General features: G+C 72.2%; 11 protein-coding genes and 1 pseudogene. 6 read left to right on the top strand and 6 right to left on the bottom strand.

Features of this window, described 5'->3' with window-relative positions; genetic code table 11:
- Window positions 1-580: 580 nt before the first annotated feature.
- Window positions 581-1,354: a deoxyribonuclease IV gene (locus ACSP50_RS41210; RefSeq protein WP_014695275.1), complete on the bottom strand. Its 774-nt coding sequence runs from the start codon at window positions 1,352-1,354 to the stop codon at window positions 581-583.
- Window positions 1,355-1,484: 130 nt separating this feature from the next.
- On the opposite strand from ACSP50_RS41210, the gene ACSP50_RS41205 reads away from it, so the two are divergent.
- The 5 genes from ACSP50_RS41205 to rplI all read left to right on the top strand — a co-directional run bounded on the left by ACSP50_RS41205 (window position 1,485) and on the right by rplI (window position 4,447).
- Window positions 1,485-2,450, top strand: coding sequence for a hypothetical protein (locus ACSP50_RS41205; protein ID WP_014695274.1), 966 nt, complete (start codon window positions 1,485-1,487; stop codon window positions 2,448-2,450).
- Between the two features lie 296 nt (window positions 2,451-2,746).
- The gene (gene rpsF, locus ACSP50_RS41200) at window positions 2,747-3,037 is read left to right on the top strand and encodes a 30S ribosomal protein S6 (RefSeq protein ID WP_014448192.1); all 291 of its coding nucleotides are present in this window, start codon (window positions 2,747-2,749) and stop codon (window positions 3,035-3,037) included.
- A 65-nt stretch (window positions 3,038-3,102) separates the two neighbouring features.
- Window positions 3,103-3,675, top strand: coding sequence for a single-stranded DNA-binding protein (locus ACSP50_RS41195; protein WP_014695273.1), 573 nt, complete (start codon window positions 3,103-3,105; stop codon window positions 3,673-3,675).
- A 68-nt stretch (window positions 3,676-3,743) separates the two neighbouring features.
- Complete coding sequence (gene rpsR, locus ACSP50_RS41190) at window positions 3,744-3,983, top strand: 30S ribosomal protein S18 (RefSeq protein ID WP_007073789.1); 240 nt, start codon at window positions 3,744-3,746, stop codon at window positions 3,981-3,983.
- Between the two features lie 14 nt (window positions 3,984-3,997).
- Window positions 3,998-4,447 carry a 50S ribosomal protein L9 gene (gene rplI / locus ACSP50_RS41185; RefSeq protein WP_014695272.1) on the top strand — a complete coding sequence of 150 codons (450 nt, stop codon included), beginning with the start codon at window positions 3,998-4,000 and terminating at the stop codon, window positions 4,445-4,447.
- Window positions 4,448-5,262: 815 nt separating this feature from the next.
- Here the strand turns inward: rplI and ACSP50_RS41180 are convergent.
- Window positions 5,263-9,924, bottom strand: a complete 4,662-nt coding sequence (locus ACSP50_RS41180) for a hypothetical protein (RefSeq protein WP_155123732.1) — start codon at window positions 9,922-9,924, stop codon at window positions 5,263-5,265.
- 409 nt (window positions 9,925-10,333) lie between these two features.
- On the opposite strand from ACSP50_RS41180, the gene dnaB reads away from it, so the two are divergent.
- Window positions 10,334-11,767 (top strand): replicative DNA helicase, encoded by a 1,434-nt coding sequence (gene dnaB / locus ACSP50_RS41175; protein WP_043513213.1) that lies wholly within the window; start codon window positions 10,334-10,336, stop codon window positions 11,765-11,767.
- A gap of 297 nt (window positions 11,768-12,064) precedes the next feature.
- Here dnaB and ACSP50_RS41170 read toward each other — a convergent pair whose 3' ends face one another.
- The 4 genes and pseudogenes from ACSP50_RS41170 to ACSP50_RS41155 all read right to left on the bottom strand — a co-directional run bounded on the left by ACSP50_RS41170 (window position 12,065) and on the right by ACSP50_RS41155 (window position 17,614).
- Window positions 12,065-12,406, bottom strand: a complete 342-nt coding sequence (locus ACSP50_RS41170) for a YbaB/EbfC family nucleoid-associated protein (RefSeq protein WP_014695267.1) — start codon at window positions 12,404-12,406, stop codon at window positions 12,065-12,067.
- Window positions 12,407-13,167: 761 nt separating this feature from the next.
- Window positions 13,168-13,593, bottom strand: a complete 426-nt coding sequence (locus ACSP50_RS41165; protein WP_043513208.1) for a zf-TFIIB domain-containing protein — start codon at window positions 13,591-13,593, stop codon at window positions 13,168-13,170.
- Window positions 13,594-13,889: 296 nt separating this feature from the next.
- A pseudogene (locus ACSP50_RS41160) lies at window positions 13,890-15,119 on the bottom strand (glycosyltransferase 87 family protein); the annotation flags it as partial.
- Window positions 15,095-17,614: a bifunctional diguanylate cyclase/phosphodiesterase gene (locus tag ACSP50_RS41155; protein ID WP_014695264.1), complete on the bottom strand. Its 2,520-nt coding sequence runs from the start codon at window positions 17,612-17,614 to the stop codon at window positions 15,095-15,097. The gene ACSP50_RS41155 and the pseudogene ACSP50_RS41160, both read right to left, overlap by 25 nt.
- Window positions 17,615-17,920 lie beyond the last annotated feature (306 nt).

Genomic DNA, 17,920 nt, shown 5'->3' with positions numbered 1-17,920 from the left:
TTGCGCGTCCCCTGTGGAGTCGCGGCGGCACTCTTCGCGGCCGTCCCGTCCGCTTCCTGCGTACCGCCGCTGTGCTTGTGGTCCGTCGAGTCCGCGGACCCGGCGCGTTTTTCGTCGGTCTTGCCGTCCCCGTCTTTTCCGGCGATCTCGGCCCCGGCTTCATCGGCGACATCGGCTGAAGAAGCACGCTTTTCGGTTTGTCCGGACGCCGGCCCGTCCGGAGCCGGTGCATCGGCCGATTTCGGATCGGAGGCCTCGGCGGCCGCCGGCACCGCTGCGCCGACGGCTTTCCCGTCCCCCGCCGCATCGACATCCTTGATCGCCTCGGCGCCACCCGAAGTGGCCGGCTCCGACGCGATCGGGAGCGGGGCCGGAGCCGGTTTCCCCTCCGGTGCCGAAGCCGGTTGTGCAGGTGGCGACGGAGTCACGCCCTTTTCGTCGGCGCGCTTGGACCCGAAGATCCCGAAAAGTCGCTTCCTCCTCGGCTTCCCCGACCCCGGCGTTTCCGCGCCGTCGTCAGCGGATGTGGTCGAGAGCGGTTGCGGCTGCTCGGTCATGACCCTCCCCGGACCCAGGTATCTCAGGAGCCCGACCGCTCCCGCAGTAGGGCGATGTCGGCGCTCTGCCCGGCCACCCCGCCCGGAGTCTCCACAATGGCCGTGGCCCCGGAGGCGCGGATGGCGGCGACCACCAACTCGGGGTCGATCTTCCCACTCCCCAGGTTGTCGTGCCGGTCCTGGCCCGAGTCGAAACCACCCTTGGAATCGTTGGCGTGGATCAGGTCGATCCGCCCGGTGATCGCCTTGACCCGGTCGACGATGCCGGTCAGGTCCTCCCCGCCGGCGAACGCGTGGCACGTGTCCAGGCAGAAACCGGCCCCGAACGAGCCGACCGCGTCCCACAGCCGGGCCAGGTCGTCGAACCGTCGGGCGCACGCGTTGTCGCCGCCCGCGGTGTTCTCGATCAGGATCGGGAGGGGGAGGCCGCCGTCCTTCTCCGCGTACTCGAAGGCTTTGCGCCAGTTGTCGAAGCCGACGGTGAGATCGCCGCCCTCGACGTGGCCGCCGTGCACGATCAACCCTTTCGCCCCGATCTCGGCGGCCGCGCGGGCATGCGTCATCAGCAGCTTGCGGCTCGGGATGCGGATCCGGTTGTTGGGCGAGGCGACGTTCAGCCGGTAGGGCGCGTGGATGTAGATGTCCACCTCGGAAGCGCGGAGCTGCTCGACGTCGGCACGGGGTGCCGGGTTCTTGTAGCTCTGCGGGTCGGACAGGAAGAACTGCACCGCCTCGGCGCCGCGGGCGGCGGCCTCGGCCAGCGGGTCGGCGGAATCGACATGGGCTCCGATGCGCATGGGACGAGCCTACGACGCGGGTCCGACACTTTCCGGCGAGCGTCACCGGGCTCCGCCACGCGTCGTTAGCCCCATCGATCACGTTTGACCGATTCCGGTCCCGGCCGGTGACGTACTGGGGAGATGGTCGATGTCGCGGCAGTTCCGATACCGGATGGCGGCGCTGGTGGCCAGCGGTCTGATCTTCGGCGTGCCGCTGCTCACCAATGGCACGGCGAACGCCGACCAGCTCGAACCCGGGGCGCGCCGGGTCACCTTTGACGGTGGCATGCTGGGCCTGTCCTGCGGCTCGAAGCCGAGCGTGGAGAGACTCCGGGTGCCGGCCGAGAGCACCCTGCACGTGGTCAACCGGACCGGGCACAACGCCCGGCTGGAGCTGGCCGGCGCGCCGCGTGGCGTGATCCCGGAGAACGGCGCCGCCGAGGTGGTGTTCCGCCGCGGCACCACGCCGGTGGTCCTCGACCCGGACTGCGCCGGCTCGGACGACCCGGTGCCGATGCTGGTCACCGCGGTGCCCTCGACCCCCTCGGCGCTGCCTGACCCGGCGCCCGGCGGCTCGAACGCCGGCACGCTGCCGGCGATCGTCGCGGGCTCGGCGGGGCAGTCGGTGGCCGGCTCGGCCCTTCCGGACGACGACGCCACCGGGTCCCGGCCCCCGCATCAGGTAGCCGGCCCGCGCGGGGTCCGCGATCCGGACCGGCGCCGGACCGCCAAGGTGCACGCCGCCGGCGAAACGCCGCGGCAGGATACCGATCAGAAGGTCAAAAACGATGGATCGCGTACGTCGGTAGCGGGCGGACCGACATTCGCGGGCATGCCGCCGGGGGAGCGCAAGACCGTACTTCCGGCGGACCGCGCCGCGGTGGTGACCGCCTCCCCGGCCGGTACCGCCCCCGCCGCGGAGTCTCCCGCGGCAGCCGAGCCGCCCATCCTCACCGAGCCGGCGGCGGAACCGGTGGCCGCGATCCGGCCGATGCGGACCACCCATCCGATCGGTCTGCTCGGACTCACCGCGATCGTCTGCGTGCTGGGGGTACTGACCGCCGCGATTCGGGCAATCGTGTCGCAACGTGCATCTCGGTCAAATCTGGCGTAAGATTCTTGTCGTAAGGCTCCGCGGGGCGACCGCGTCCACCTCATCGGTGTGGTCGTTCCTCCCCAGGTCCCACCCAACGAACCGGACCGGACGCCCCGCGGCTCTGCGTCACGAAGACCCCGTCCACCCGGACGGGGTCTTCGTTTTGGGCTGTGCACCCGACCTGGGTATGCTGGCTCGGTTCGCAGACTGTTCGCCGTGGGGCGTGATGGTTCCCACGGCTTTCTTCTGCGTGCGGCACAAGACCTCCTGCCACGGAAAGACCGTGGCCGTATAGCCCACAGGAGGTGAATGTCTTGCGTCATTACGAACTCATGGTGATCCTCGACCCTTCGCTCGAGGAACGCACCGTGGCCCCGTCGCTCGACCAGTACCTGAACGTGATCAGGACCGCGGGTGGCTCGGTGGAGAAGCTCGACGTCTGGGGCCGTCGCCGGCTCTCGTTCGAGATCAACAAGAAGGCCGAAGGCATCTACGCGGTCGTCGACCTGCAGGCGACGCCCGAGGCCGTGGCCGAGCTGGACCGTCAGCTCCGGCTCAACGAGTCCATCCTGCGGACCAAGGTCATCCGTCCCGAGACCCGCTGAGGCGTTTTTGTCAGAGGGTCCTGAGACCCTTTGCGTCAACGACTTGAGCGGCGAGGAGAAGTTTCATGGCTGGAGAAACCGTAATCACCGTTGTTGGCAACCTTGTCAACGACCCTGAGCTGCGCTTCACCCAATCCGGGGCGGCGGTCTGCTCGTTCCGCATCGCCTCCACTCCGCGGACCTTGGACCGGCAGTCGGGCGACTGGAAAGACGGCGAGCCACTCTTCCTCTCGTGCAGCGTCTGGCGTGACGCGGCCGAGCACGTCTCCGAGTCGCTGCAGCGCGGCGCCCGGGTGATCGTGCAGGGCCGGCTGCGTCAGCGGTCGTACGACACCAAAGAGGGAGAGAAGCGCACCGTCATCGAGCTCGAGGTCGACGAGATCGGTCCGTCCCTGCGCTACGCCACGGCGAAGGTGCAGAAGGCGAGCAGGTCCGGCGGCGGCGGGGGTGGCTTCGGCGCCTCCGGCGGCGGTGGCGGCGGCAACCGGCAGTTCAGCGGTGGCAACAACAGCGGGGGCGGCGGTGGTCGGGGCAACAGCAACGACTACGACGACCCGTGGGCCACGGCAGCACCGGCCTCCAGCGGCGGCCGCTCCGGCGGCGGCAACTCCTCGTTCGACGACGAGCCTCCTTTCTAAGCCCCACCAGGCTTCCACTGCCGGCGGTCCGCCGCCGGCAAGGATCACCACTTCAGGAGTTCTGAGCAATGGCTAAGGCTGCTGCGCTTCGCAAGCCGAAGAAGAAGGTGAACCCGCTCGACAAGGACGGGATCACCTACATCGACTACAAGGACACCGCGCTGCTGCGCAAGTTCATCTCCGACCGCGGCAAGATCCGTGCCCGCCGCGTCACCGGGGTGACCTCTCAGCAGCAGCGGCAGATCGCCCGCGCGGTCAAGAACGCCCGCGAGATGGCGCTCCTGCCGTACACGGCGACGGCGCGCTGAGGAGGATCACCCAAATGAAGATCATCCTCACGCAGGAGGTGTCGGGCCTCGGCACCCCCGGCGACATCGTCGAGGTGAAGAACGGCTACGGCCGTAACTACCTGCTGCCGCAGGGCTTCGCCATCCAGTGGACCAAGGGCGCCGAGAAGCAGGTCGCGGTCATCAAGCGGGCCCGCGAGGCGCGCGAGATCCGTGACCTGGGCCAGGCCAACGAGGTCAAGGGCCAGCTGGCCGGCCTCAAGGTCACGCTGAGCGCGCGGACCGGCAACGGCGGCCGCCTGTTCGGCTCGATCACCCCGGCCGAGATCGTGGACGCCGTCAAGACCGCCGGTGGCCCGTCGCTGGACCGCCGTCGTCTCGAGCTCCCGGGTCACATCAAGACCACGGGCTCGTACAACGTCCAGGTCAAGCTGCACCCCGAGGTGACCGCCACGTTCCCGGTGAACGTGGTCGCCGCCAAGTAAGTCCTTCCGCACCACCACAACGGCATGCCGGCCCGCCCGGCATGCCGTTCGTGTTTCTCCACCCCTTTCGTATCGCCACGCTCCGCCTCTCCGCCCTGCCGCCGCGGTCTTGCGGGGGTCGCTCCGCTTGTTCTCGCGTCGCGCTCGCTGGTGCCGGCCCGCGCCTCCTGCTTCACCCGCGCCCATCCGCGCTGATTGCCCTGCCGGCCCGTACCCCGGCGCCCGCCCCGCGTCCGCCCGGTCCGGCGCTCGCGGCCTTGTGTCGGTCTGGTCTTGTGTCGGTCTGGCCTCGTGCCGGTCTGGCCTTGTGTCGGTCTGGCCTCGTGTCGGTCTGGTCTTGTGTCGGTCTGGCCTCGTGTCGGTCTGGTCTTGTGTCGGCCTGGTCTTGTGTCGGCCCGGCCTCGTGCCGGCCCGGCCTTGCGCCTGCGACCATGTGGGCACTCGGCCCCCGACGCCTGCCTGACCTTGCGGCCCGCGCTGGCCGGCCCGGCCCGCGGCCTCGCGCCGGCCCAGCCTCGCGCCGGCCCAGCCTCGCGCTTGTCTGGCCTCGCGCCTGTCTGGCCTTAAGCGCGACCGGACTCGCGCGCCAGTCTGCGCCGAGGTGGTGCGAGAAGTCGGTCTGCGCCAAAGTCGGGCGCCGGCGAGGTGTGCGTCGAGGCGGTGCCCCTGAGGCGGGTGTATTCCAGAGAGGGTGCACCAGGGCCGGTCTGCGCCGCGGCGGGTGCGCCGAGCCGGCCTGTGTCGAGCTGGGTGCGCCGGAGCGGTGTGAGCCGAGGTGGCTCAGTGGGGCCCGCGGCGGAGCCGGTGAGGTGGGGTCAGCTGAGGCTGTTGCCGGTGATGGCGGAGCTGAGGACGGTGGCCAGGCCGCCGCCGACTACCGCGGCGGCCAGGCCGACGCTGGCGGATTTCCATGAGCTGGTGGCGAAGCGGAGACCGAAGGCCACGATGATGCTCAACGTGAGCGAGATGCCGAATTCCGGGGCGGCGTTGGCCAGGGTTTGCAGGGCGTGGGCACGCTGGCCGCTGTTGAGCAGGAGCATTCCGGCGATGAACAGGACGACCGGGACGCCGTACCAGACGACGGTGTAGCCGACCGCGGCCAGCGGGCTGCTGGAGGTTTCCGGCTCGTCCTCGTCGTCCGGGTTGAGCAGGTCGTTCTGGCGGCTGGAGAGCACGCCGCTGCTGACCGGACGGCGCTCGTAGGAGCCGGTGTTCTCGAACAGTGCACCGCTGACCTGGCGGCGCGGCGGCCAGGAGGTGTCCTCTTCGACGGCTGCGGTGCCGGCTTGGCGGCGTGGCGGCCAGGAGGTGTCCTCTTCGACGGCTGCGGTGCCGGGCTGGCGGCGTGGCGGCCAGGAGGTGTCCTCTTCGACGGCCGCGGTGCCGGCTTGGCGGCGCGGCGGCCAGGAAGTGTCTTCCTCGGCGGCCGCGGTGCCGGGCTGGCGGCGTGGCGGCCACGGGGTGTCCGCGGTGAGGGGAGCCTCCGCGGGGCTGGCCGGGGGGACGGCGATCACCGAGGTGGCGCTCAGCGCCAGGTTGGCGGCGCCCTCGACGGCGGCGGAACCGCTCGGCCGGAAGGGCGGGAAGTCGGAGGTGCTGAAACGCTGCGGATCGCCGTCGGCGGGGGCGGACTCGCGGGCCATCTCCCGGCGCCAGTCGTCGGCCGCGGGAGCCGGGGTGCCGGGTGGGCGGTAGCCGGTGGCGCCGGAGACCGGGGCGGTCGCGCCCACGGTCGGAGCGGCGCCCATGTCGGCGCGCCAATCGGTGCCGGCCGCGGCGGAGGCCCGGTATCCGGCGGCGCTGGACGTGGGGGCGGCCGTCGAGCCGTTCATCTGGGCGCGCCAGTCGGCGACCGGAGCCGAGCCGGCACCCGGAACACTCGACGTGGGGGCGGCGCCGTTGAGCTCGGCGCGCCAGTCGCCGGCCGGTCCCGGGACGGAGGCGGCGGGTGGCGTTGCGGCGGCACGGTAGCCGGCCGTCCCGGAGACCGGAGCGGCGGTGAGCGAGGTTCCCCCTGCGGGGCCGGTGGTTACGGCGGCGCCACCATCATGGCCGGCGCCGCCGTTGAGGTCCGCGCGCCAGTCACCGCCCGGACCGGCGGGGCGATAACCCCCGCCGCCAGTGTCGGGGCCGGTGCGGTAACCGGGGGTTCCGGGGGAGACGTCCCGGCGATAGCCGCCGGATCCGTCCCAGGACGAAGGTTCGGAGCCGTTCCAGGCGGACGGGCGCCGATCGTTCTGGCCACGGCCGCCGGTGCCGCCGTACGGCGGGTCGTCACGGTCGTCGCGGCGACGCGGATCGGCGTACCGTCCGGGTTCGTCCTGGTAGTCATCGGTGCCGGGCCAGGGGGTCGGACCGCTGGGAAGTTCGCGCTGCGCGCCGTAGGCGGGTTTGCGCGGATCCCGCGGCTCGCCGGACGGCGCCCGGTCCCGGGTCGGCTCGCCGTAACCGTTCGACCGCCAGGAGGTGTCGTCGTCCCGCCGCTCCGGGGCCGCGGGCAGCTCTCGCATGCCGTAGGACGGCTCGACCGGCACCGCCCGCGCCCCGCTCACCCGGCGGGTGTCGGACCAGCCGTCGCCGTCGGGCGCACCACCGCGGCGCGAGCCACGCCCGGACGCGTCGTCGGGCCGGCCCGCGCGGCGGGTGCCACCCCAGCTGCCGGTATCCGCACCGCCGCGACCCGCGTCGTGCCAGCCGCCGGTGTCCGGGCCATCAGCACGGCGCGGGTCGCCCCAGCTGCCGGTGTCCGGTGCGCCGCCGCGACGGGAATCGTTCCAGCTGCCGGTGTCGGAGCCGTCGGCGCGACGGGAGCCGGGCCACGCCGCGTCGTCGGGTCCACCGGCTCGGCGGGCGTCGCTCCAGTCGCCGGGGTCTGCTCCACCGGCACGGCGACGGTCCCTCCAGTCACCGGTGTCCGATCCACCGGCACGGCGTGAGTGGCCCCGCGAAGCCTCGTCGGGCCCGCCGGCACGCCGCGAGCCATCCCAGCCGGGCCCCTCGCCACGGCCGGAGTCTCCCCAGCCGGCGAAAGCCGCACGCCCGGGGTCGTTCCAGGAGGCACCGTCGCCACGCCCGGACCCGTTCCCGGTGGCACCCGCGCCGCGGCCGGGGTCGCTCCAGGAGGCACCGTCGCCACGCCCGGGGTCGCCCCAGGTGGCACCGTCGCCACGCCCGAACCCGTTCCAGGAGGCGCCGTCGTCGCGGCCGGAGTCACCCCGGCTGGCGTCCGGCTGCCCGGCGCGCCGGGCGTCGCCCCAGCCGCCGGCATCCGGACCGTCGGCGCGGCGCGGGTCGGGCCGGCCGCCGGGCACGTCGCCGCGGCGCGCGTCGGTCCAGGCGGCGTCAGCGGGGCCGGTGGACCGCGGGTCGGACCAGCTGTTGCCGACCGGGTCAGCGGACCGCGGGTCGGACCAGCCGGCGTTGCCACCGGTGGCCCGACGCAGATCGAACGTCCCGTCCGTCTCCGGGGCGCCGGTCCGGCGCGGCGTCTCGTATCCGTACTGCCGGGCGCCGTAGCCGGCCTGCTCCTGGCCGCGATCCGGCCAGCTCTGCTCCGGGGTGGTGGAGCCGGACGGCCCGGCCGGAAGCTCACGCGGGCCGGCCTGCTGCGGCCAGCCGGAACGCCCGGCGGGAAGGGCGCGGGGCGGCATCGGTCCCTGCCGCCGGCCATCCGCGGCGTAGTCGTCCTCCGGACCCGTGGGGCGGCCCTGCCGGGCGTCCCAGGACCCGCTGTCGGCTTCCGGGGCGCGCCGCCGGCCACCGCTGTCGTACTGCTCGGCACCGAAGCGTCCGGGGCCCTGATCGGCCCGGATCCGCCCGGAGGTGTAGGCGTCGGGCTGGTCCGCGTGGATCCGCCCGGACGAGTAGGGATCGGGCTGGTCGGCGCCGTTCCACGGGGCGCCGCCGGCCGCCCACCCGGCGCCACCGCTGGACGGCGTCGCGCTGCGCTGCGACGGCATCGCGCTGCGCTGGGAGGGCATGGCACTGCGTTGAGACGGCATGGCGCTGCGCGGCGCCGGCATGGCGCTGCGCGGCGCCGGCATGGCGCTGCGCGGCCGCGACCCCGGCCCGTCCGGAACGGCACTGCTCGGCAGCGGCCCGCCGGGCACCCCACCGATCGGCCCGCTCGGCTCGTCGTCCCACTGTCCGCGCCGGCCGCCCCAGCCCACCGCACCGTCCGGCGTGGGCTGCTCGCCCCGGCCCGGCTGCTCATCGGCGTCGCCCTGCCGCATCTGGTCCCGGCGGGCCGCCTCGGCGCGCCAGGCCAGCACGCGCGGATCGTCCTCGGCCCGGCTCCACTGCCCGGTGTCCGGGTCGCGGGTCCAGTTGCTGGTGTCCGGTTCGGCGTCCCAGGACGCGGTGTCCTCGCGCCAGTTCGTCGGGTTGGCGTTGTACCGCTGCGGGCCGCGCCCACGGCGGCTCTGACCCCGCTGGCGTTCGGGCTGACCCGCGGAGGCGGCGCCGGTGTCGATCGGGCCGCTCGGGCCCTCGTCGGGCGCGGCGCGGCGTGACCCGGGTCGTACGCCGAACTGAATGGGGGTCTGCCCACGCTGCGCAGCAGCGGCGTCGTCCGGCGGCGGAGGCTGCGGGCCGCGGCGCACCGACCGGCTGCCGAAGGAGGGTGCCGAGGTCGGCGCGTACGAGATGTTGCCGGTGTCGGCGTGGCCGGCCCAGTTGTCCGTCTCGTCGCCGCTGGACCAGCCGGAGCCGCCGGAGGGCTGCTCGTCGGGCTCGGGCGCGCGACGACGGCCGCGCCGGGTGGACCACTCGGTGTCGGCCTGCCGCCACGCCGCCCGGTCGTCCTCGCGGACGTAGTGCCGGCCGTCGTCGCGCGGACCGCTCTGCCAGCCGGAGCCGCCGGAACGGTCCCAGCCGGCGACGTCGGTCGTGTTCTCCCCGGGGGTGCGGCGGCCGCTGTCCCACGAGGTGGCGGGCTGCTGCCAGGACGGGGTCCCGGAGCTGCTCCAGGTCTGCTCGACCGGTTTGGTCGCGGACCAGCTCGACGACACGTCCCGGGTGTTGTCCTCGGGGGTTGGCCAGGCGGTGCCGGAAATGGTCGGCTGCTGCTGTTCGTCGTCGTCGCCGGGCTGCCAGGCCTCGGTGGTGGAGCGCCAGACGTGTGAGCCGGTCGACGAGCGCCACTCGGTGGTCTGCCGCCAGCGCGCCCCGGTGGCCCGCCACTCCGAGGTCTGGGTGCGCCAGCCGGTGCCGTCGGCGGGGAAGGTGGGCCGGCCGGTGGCGGCCACGTCGGACCACCGGTTGGCCGGCTCGACGGCCTGGCCGCCACCGCCCGAATACGGCTCGATCTCGCTCTGCTGCGCCCAGGCGTCGGCGCGGCGCTGCCAGGTGAGCGCCTCCGGGCTGGGCGTCATGCTGCCGGTGTCGGTGAGGGCGGACCAGCGCGGCTCGGCGTCGTCGATCTCCGCTTCCCGTTCACGGGTGAGCCAAGGGTCCGCAGCACGCCTCTCGCGTGACATGCGGGCACCGTAGTCCCACTCCCGTTGGTCCACCTGAAAAGGGTGACGTGCCGGAGGCGGAATCGCAACGCCTCACAGCGACGGCCTGCTCACCCGACCAAGTATTTCTGCAGATCCATCAGCTTTTCTGCCCTCCACAGGAAGCGGCTGGAAAAGTGCTGCTGAGGCTCTTTCCCCAAGAGTTGTCCACATGCTGTGCACAGGCCTGCCCACAGGTTCCGGGCCCCCTGTCCACAACTTGTCCACGACTCGTCCACCGCGGCAGTTGGGCAGGTGGCGGCCAGGTTCGTAGAGTGGGCGAGCCCGCTGATCGACCGCTTCTGCTGAAGTCGTGACGGGACCGGCCGAAAGGTCGGGTGAGGGCGGTCCGATCGTGATGGCGGCATGGTCAGTTTGGGGGGATGTCCCGGTGTCGATCACCGATGACGCACGACCGGATCCGCGGCCACCATCTCAGCCGTCCGGGGGACCCCAGAGTGGCGGATCCGGCCGGTCCGACGCGCCGACCGGCGGTTCGTTCGATAAGGCGCCCCCGCAGGACGTCGCCGCCGAGCAGGGCGTGCTGGGCGGCATGTTGCTGTCCAAGGACGCCATCGCCGACGTCGTGGAGATCCTCAAGACCGGCGATTTCTACCGCCCGATCCACGCCACCGTCTTCGACGTCATCCTCGATCTGTACGGGCGCGGTGAGCCGGCCGACGCGCTGACCGTCGCGGCCGCCCTGGCCGACAGCGGTGACCTGCAGCGCGTTGGTGGCGTACCCTATCTGCACACCCTGATCGAGAGCGTGCCGACCGCGGCGAACGCCTCCTACTACGCCCGGATCGTCGCCGACCGGGCGATCCTGCGTCGCCTGGTCGAGGCCGGCACCAAGATCGTCCAGTTGGGCTACGGCGCCGGCGGCAACGGCGGCCGCGACGTCGACGACATCGTCGACCGCGCCCAGCAGGCGATCTACGACGTCACCGAGAAACGGGTCAGCGAGGATTTCGCGGCGCTCGGCGACATGCTGCAGCCGACTCTGGACGAGATCGAGGCGGTCGGTGCCTCCGGCGGCGTCATGCAGGGTGTCCCGACCGGCTTCCAGGATCTGGATCGCCTGCTCAACGGTCTGCACCCGGGCCAGCTGATCATCGTGGCCGGCCGTCCCGGTCTCGGTAAGTCGACCGCGAGCATGGACTTCGCGCGCAATGCGGCGATCCGGCACGGGTGCGCCAGCGCCATCTTCTCGCTGGAAATGAGCAAGATCGAGATGGTGATGCGGCTGCTCTCCGCGGAGGCGCGGGTGCCGCTGCACACGCTGCGGTCCGGCCAGCTCTCCGACGACGACTGGACCAAACTGGCCCGCTGCATGGGTGAGATCAGCGAGGCCCCGATCTTCGTCGACGACACGCCGAACATGAACCTCATGGAGATCCGCGCGAAGGCCCGCCGCCTCAAGCAGCGGCACAACCTGAAGCTGCTGGTCATCGACTATCTCCAGCTGATGTCCTCGCCGAAGAAGACGGAGAGCCGCCAGCAGGAGGTCTCTGAGCTGTCCCGTGGCCTCAAGCTTCTGGCCAAGGAGGTGGAGTGCCCGGTGATCGGCGTCAGCCAGCTGAACCGTGGCCCCGAGCAGCGCACCGACAAGCGCCCGCAGCTGTCCGACCTGCGTGAGTCCGGCTCGATCGAGCAGGACGCGGACGTGGTGATCCTGCTGCACCGCGACGACTACTACGACAAGGAGTCGCCGCGCGCCGGCGAGGCCGATTTCATCGTCGCCAAGCACCGTAACGGTCCCACCGACACGATCACGGTCGCGGCGCAGCTGCACCTGTCCCGGTTCGTCGACATGGCGATCTAGGCGAGGTCCGCCGCTGGTCCCGGCCCGCTGCCCGGCGCGGCGCGGCGCCGGCTCCGTCAACTGCTTGCGGCGTACGTCGATAGCCCACCCTGCCGTGACCAGGCTCCGCGCCGTGGGCCGAGCCCGCCTGCCTGCCCGCTGCCGATGGCCGTGGCGTGGCATGGCGTGTGGTCGGTGCGGCTGCTCCGGGAGGGTTGGTGATGCCCGGCACGCCGGGTCGCGGTCGGTGCCGCGGCCCCCGTCCGGCGTGCGACGGGCATCGGGATGAGCCGTCGTGTCCGGCGGCTCGCGGTGGGGTCAGGCGGTCTCGTCCGGCGGGCGGTGCGTGGTGACCAGCTGTTCGACCTGGCGGTGCTTGCCGGCGGACGCGTGCTGCACCGTCTCGACGATCACCCGGGCCAGCGTCTCCACATTCCACTCGCGGCAGGCCTGCTGGTCGAGACGCAGGTCGACGAGGTCGCCGTCGGCGTTCACGGTGGCGCGCACGAGGCCGTCCGGGGATGTGGCGCTCACCTGCATCGTGGCCAGGCTGCGCTGTAGTTCGTCCACTCCGGAGCGTAATTCTTCGTAGCGGCCGTAGACGTTTGCAAGATCGTTCCGCAGCGCCTGGTCAGCCGCACGATCAGTGGTTTCAGTCACGGTTCTTCCTCCGTTCGCCGCGACAGGGGGCGACGTGACAATACCCAAGATCCGCGACGTTGCGTATTCCAGCGACTTCGTAACGCGAACGTAAAGAGAGCCTTATCGAAATAGCTCGCTTTAAAGTGACGGGATGACTCCGGTTTGTGGTCACCGAGCGTGACGAATGCCACTGTGGCTGGTCGAGGTGCTCATCAGCGTCGACCCTGCGCTGATCAGTAGTCGCAGGTGACGGCGCGAGAACCGGTGGCATCGGGACGGGCCGCCCGCGGCGCCGCGCCGTTGCACTCCGTCAGTGCCGCACGGCTCGTTGGTCTCAGTGACATCTCGCGCCCGTCCCCATTCGCGGGCAGACGAGTCCCGCGCGGCCCGGCCGGAAACTGTCGAATGGGCTGGTGAGTGGCCTGTCGGCCGATCCGTGCCGATTCGGGTGACACGTCGGCGCCACGGCCCGTACGGCCGATTCGATGATCAGGGCAGTGAACGGTGAGCGGGGGTGGCCCGAGGGGCTGGCCCCGGGCGGCCAGGTCCGGATGGCACGAGGGGCCCGCGCCGAACCCGGGCCGTCGGTGGTCACGACTCGGCGAAGCCCGGATGGCCCGAGGGGCCCGCGTCGAACCCGGGCCGTCGGTGGTCACGAACTTCGGCGAAGTCCGGATGGCACGAGGGGCCCGCTCCGGATGGAGCGAGCCCCTCGTGGAGGATCAGCAAATGAGCTAGCCGTCAGACGGAACGGATCCCGGCGCCGGCGACCGCGCCCGTCAGTCGAACAGATCGTGCAGGAAGCTGCGCCGGTGGTGGTAGTGACCGTGGTAGCCGTGATGCCGGTAATGACCGTGATGTCCGTAGTGCACCACCGGCTGGTGGATCACCGGCGGCGGGTAGTGCGCGGCTGGAGCGTGGTGCACCGGGGCGCCGTAACCCGGCGGCGGCGGGGGCGGGGGCGGCGGCGGGTAGCCGTGACCGCCACCGTGCACCGGCGGCGGCGGGGGAGGCGGCGGCGTGTGGGCCGCCGGCCCGGGCGCCTGCGCCGGACGGTTGTTGTAGGTTGCCTCGGCCGCGAAGAGCTTCTCCAGCTCGCCCCGGTCGAGGAAGATGCCGCGGCACTCCGTGCACTGGTCGATCGTGACGCCGCTGCGCTCGTAGACCCGCATCTCGCCGTGGCACTTGGGACAGGTCATCTGCATTCCATTGACGGTACAAGGCCATGTCATGCCATGGGGCGGAAGGACCTGTGCGTCTCCTGAACGGGATCGGCGGCGGCGACCCCGGCGTCGGCGGTGGCGCCGGGATCGGCGGCGGTGGTGGCGGCGGTGGCGCCGGGATGGGCGGTGGTGGCGGTGGTGGCGCCGGGATCGGCGGTGGTGGAGCCGGGATGAGCGGTGGTGGCGGTGGTGGCGCCGGGGTCGGCGGTGGTGGAGCCGGGATGAGCGGTGGTGGCGGTGGCGGCGCCGGGATCGGCGGTGGTGGCGCCGGCATTGGCCGTGGCGGCTCCGCGATCGGCCGTCGCATCGCCGGGCCGCAGGGTATGTGCCCACACCAGGAACGCCGCCGGATACAGCAGGTAGCCGAACCGGGTCGTCGGCATCAGCAGGATGGCCGCGAGCAACCCCCACCCGCAGTATGCCGCGGCCGCCCCCGCATCCCGGGGCGGCCGCCGCAGGAGCAGCCATCCGATCACCAGCACCGCCCCGCCCAACAGCCCGGCCGCCAGCACGTGACCGGCCGGCAGATGCTGCGCCACCAGATATCCGGGGAACGGCGACTGCGCCGGGCTGGTCACCAGCCCATGCCCCAGCGGGAACCGCAGCACGTTCTCCACCAGCGAATCCGCGTTCACCAGCAGCGGCGGCACCAGGGCCAGCAGTGGCAGCCCGACCGCCCCGGGCAGCAGCCGGCGGCCGCGACCGCTGACCAGGGCCAGCACGGCGAGAACCGCCACCACCGGGAAGGCGAACAGCTTGGCGCCGGCCGCCGCGCCCACGGCGATTCCGGCCCACCCGAACCGGTCGGTGGCGGCCAGTGCCAGGGCGAGCAGGCAGAGGGCGAGCACCGGAATGTCGTCGCCGCCGGTCGCCAGGGTCAGCGCCGTCACCGGGAGCACGGTGGCCGCCTGCAACCCGCGTACCGGGAAAGGGTGTGCGGCGCGGAGGACCGCGACGGCCGAGCCGACCGCGAGGATCGCGGTGATCGCGAACCAGACCCGCGCATCCGTCCACCAATGGTCACCGGCGATGGCCCGCGGAAGCCCGAAGACCGCCATGCCTGGCTGGTACGGCCGGTAGCCCAGCAGCCGCTCGTCGACCGGCAGCGCGGCGATGCCGGCCCGGCTCAGATACGGCGTGCCGTGGTCGAGCAGTGACCTGCCCATCGCCTCGACGACCAGCACCTCGTCCTGGGCCCGGTCGGTGCGCCCGCCGGCCCGCTGCACCGCCTCCACCACCAGGGGCACGAGGGCGACAGCGGCCCAGGTGAGCCACGCCTGCCAGGTGCGGAACCGATCGGACACCGGCCGGCCGGTGAGAAGTTGCCCGGCGACCATCAGGGTGGCGGCCAGGTAGCCCCAGAAGGCGGTCAGGCCCCATCCGCGATGCGGCGACAGTGTCGAGGTCAGCCCGGTGACCAGCGCGAACGCCGCAGAGATCAGATAGAGGCCGAGGTCGGCCGTGAGTCCGTCGGCGCGTTTGGTCACGCCGGCAAGTGTGGCAGAGATGATCCGGCGACCCGGCGGGCCGGCATCCGGACCACCGCACCGACCTCGTGCAACGCCGTGGCGAGCACGCCGGGCCGGCCGCCGGAACCGCGCCGCAGGGTACTCAGGAAGCGGGCCGAGGAGAGCGGCCGGGCGAACAGGTGGCCCTGCCCGGCGAGGCAGCCGAGCTCCCACAGCGCCCGCCGCTGCGGCTCGCTCTCGACACCCTCGGCGACCACCGTGAGCTGCAGGTTGCGGGCCAGGTCGACGGTGGTCCGGATGACCGCGGCGGCCTCGGCGGAGGTCTCCACCGCGGCCACGAACCCGCGGTCGATCTTGAGTTGGTGCACCGGGATCCGGGAGAGCACGGAGAGCGACGACACCCCGGTCCCGAAGTCGTCGACGGCCAGCCGCACGCCGGCGTCGCGCAGCTCGGCGAGGGTCCGCTCGACCACGTCGATCTGGCTGAGCGTGAGCGTCTCGGTCAACTCCAGCACCAGCTGCCCGGGCGGCACGTCGTGGCGTTCCAGCCGGGCCAGCACGGTGGCCGGGAAGTGCGGGTCGAGCAGGCTGCGCGGCGACACGTTGACCGCCACCGGCAGGTCGAATCCGGCCGCCCGCCACGCCTGCATGGCCAGCAGCGATTCCTCCAGCACCGCGTCGGCGAAGGCCGGCAGCTGCCCGGAGCGTTCGACCGCCTCGAGGAACCGGCCAGGGGAGAGGTCGCCCTGGTCGGGGTGCCGCCAGCGGGCCAGCGCCTCGGCCGAGACCACCTCGCCGCTGCCGAGGTCGACGATCGGCTGGAAGTCCACAGTGAACTCGTGCTCGCTGACCGCGCGGCGCAACTCGCCGGTCAGCATCAGCCGCTCGACGTCCGCGGTGTCCCGCGCGTGTGCGTAGATCGTGGTCGGCTCACCGGCGCGTTTCGCCTGGTACATGGCGATGTCGGCGCGGCGCATCAGCTCCTCGACGCCGCCCGCGCCGGCGGCCAGTGCGATCCCACCGGCCGCCTCGACGGTGATCATCATGCCCTCGACCTCGATGCCCGGCTCGAGTGCGCCCAGCATGGCGGCCGCCCGGTGGCTGGCCAGCGCGGGCGTGGGCAGGGCGGTGAGCAGCACCGCGAACTCGTCGCCGCCGAGCCGGGCCACCAGGTCGCCGGGCTCGGCCGCGCCGCTGAGCCGGCGGGCCACCTCGCGCAGCACGTCGTCGCCGGCCGCGTGCCCGAGTGTGTCGTTGACCTCTTTGAAGTGGTTCAGGTCGATCAGCAGGAGCGCGGCCAGGCCGTCGTGACCGCCGTCGGCGAACAGGTGGCCGGCCTGCTCGTAGAGCTGGCGCCGGTTGGGCAGGCCGGTGAGCGGATCGTGGGTCGCGGCGTGCGCGTTCTCCGCGGCGATCCGGGCGAGTTCGGCGTACGCCTGCGCGTTGCGGATCGCGGTGCAGACGGCCGACGCGAAGGTACGCAGTTTGTACTGCTCCACCTCGGTGAGCCGGACCGTGCCGCCGAAACGCAGGCGCAGCACACCGACGCGCAGCCCACCGTCGTGGGCGACCAGATCCACAGTGGTCTCGTCGGGCAGCGTCGGGCCGGCCGTCCGGGGGCTGTCGGTGAGCACGTGCGCCCCGGTCGCGCGTACCGTCCGATCGGCTCCTCCGGCCGTCAGGTCGATGGCGGCCTCGGCCGCCGAGAAGATCTGCGCCGCGCGGGTCGTCGCGGAATGCAGCACCTGGGTCAGGTCGACCGCGTTCAGCTCGTCGGTGGCCTTGGCCAGGCGTTGCCAGGACTCGCGCTCCTGCCGGGTGCGGGTGGTGCGCGACTGCCAGAGGTGCATGCAAGCCACAACGAGCGGGACGACCAGCAGAAGCATGACGTTCGCGTCGGTGGCCAGCACCCAGAGCACGAGCAGGCAGGCGACGAACTGGCCGAGGTGGCTGATCACCTTGCCGAGCAGATTCTGCCGGGCGGCCTGCAGGATGCCGATGTGCGAGTTGGTGGCCACGATCGGGGCGAAGACCAGGTCGTCGACGAACGCGTAGGCCAGCAGGCCGGCGGTGATGGCGAGAATCGGCAGGGCCGGGGCGGTCAGGTCGGGCCGGATCCCCAGCGCCAGAAAGGCGGCCGCCGCCGCGCTCACCGCGAGCGTCTCCTTGGCGACCGCGAACGCGGTCTTGCGCAGGCCGGCCCGCACCGCGATCCGCAGGATGGCGTGCCCGGCGGCGGCGCAGAGCAGCAGCCACACCGGGGGGATCAGGGTCAGGCCGACGAGGACCGGAACCTCGTCCCAGGCGGTGCCGAAGAAGTTGGACCGGATCCGGACGAAGACCCGCAGCTTGTTGGTGGTCACCACGGCGGCCAGCAGGAGCGCCAGGACGAAGAGCGGGGGGCGGGGCTGCGGGGCGTGGTACGCGTACACCGCCCAGATGGCGCCGACGCCGGCAGCCAGCATGACGACGAGACCGACGAGCAGCTGGAGCCGCTGATCGGTCGCGTCGTCGTTGGTGCCAGTCTCAGACATGGTGTCCCCGTCGCTCTGTCCTGCCGGCTGGGTCCTGATTGCCGACCGCGACTGAGTGGTAGCTCAGGGTTCAAGGCTATTCATGCGCGCCGCTCCGCGCATCCCCGTCTTTTTCAGCTCCAGTCGTTGTTGCTGCGCATGGCGCTACTCCTCACCGTTGGCGTCAGGTGGCTCCCTCGTCCCCCAACGACTCTTGATGCGGTCCGTCGCGACAGGGCAGAACGCTAGGCCGCGTTCATTCCCTTTTCCAGTGGATCGTGTCGTTATGAGCATAATGCGGGAACAGATTCGAGGATGGTCACTGAC

The organism is Actinoplanes sp. SE50/110 (assembly GCF_900119315.1).
In the GTDB taxonomy this organism is placed as follows: Bacteria; Actinomycetota; Actinomycetes; order Mycobacteriales; family Micromonosporaceae; genus Actinoplanes.
This window is presented reverse-complemented; position numbering and strand designations above follow the sequence as displayed.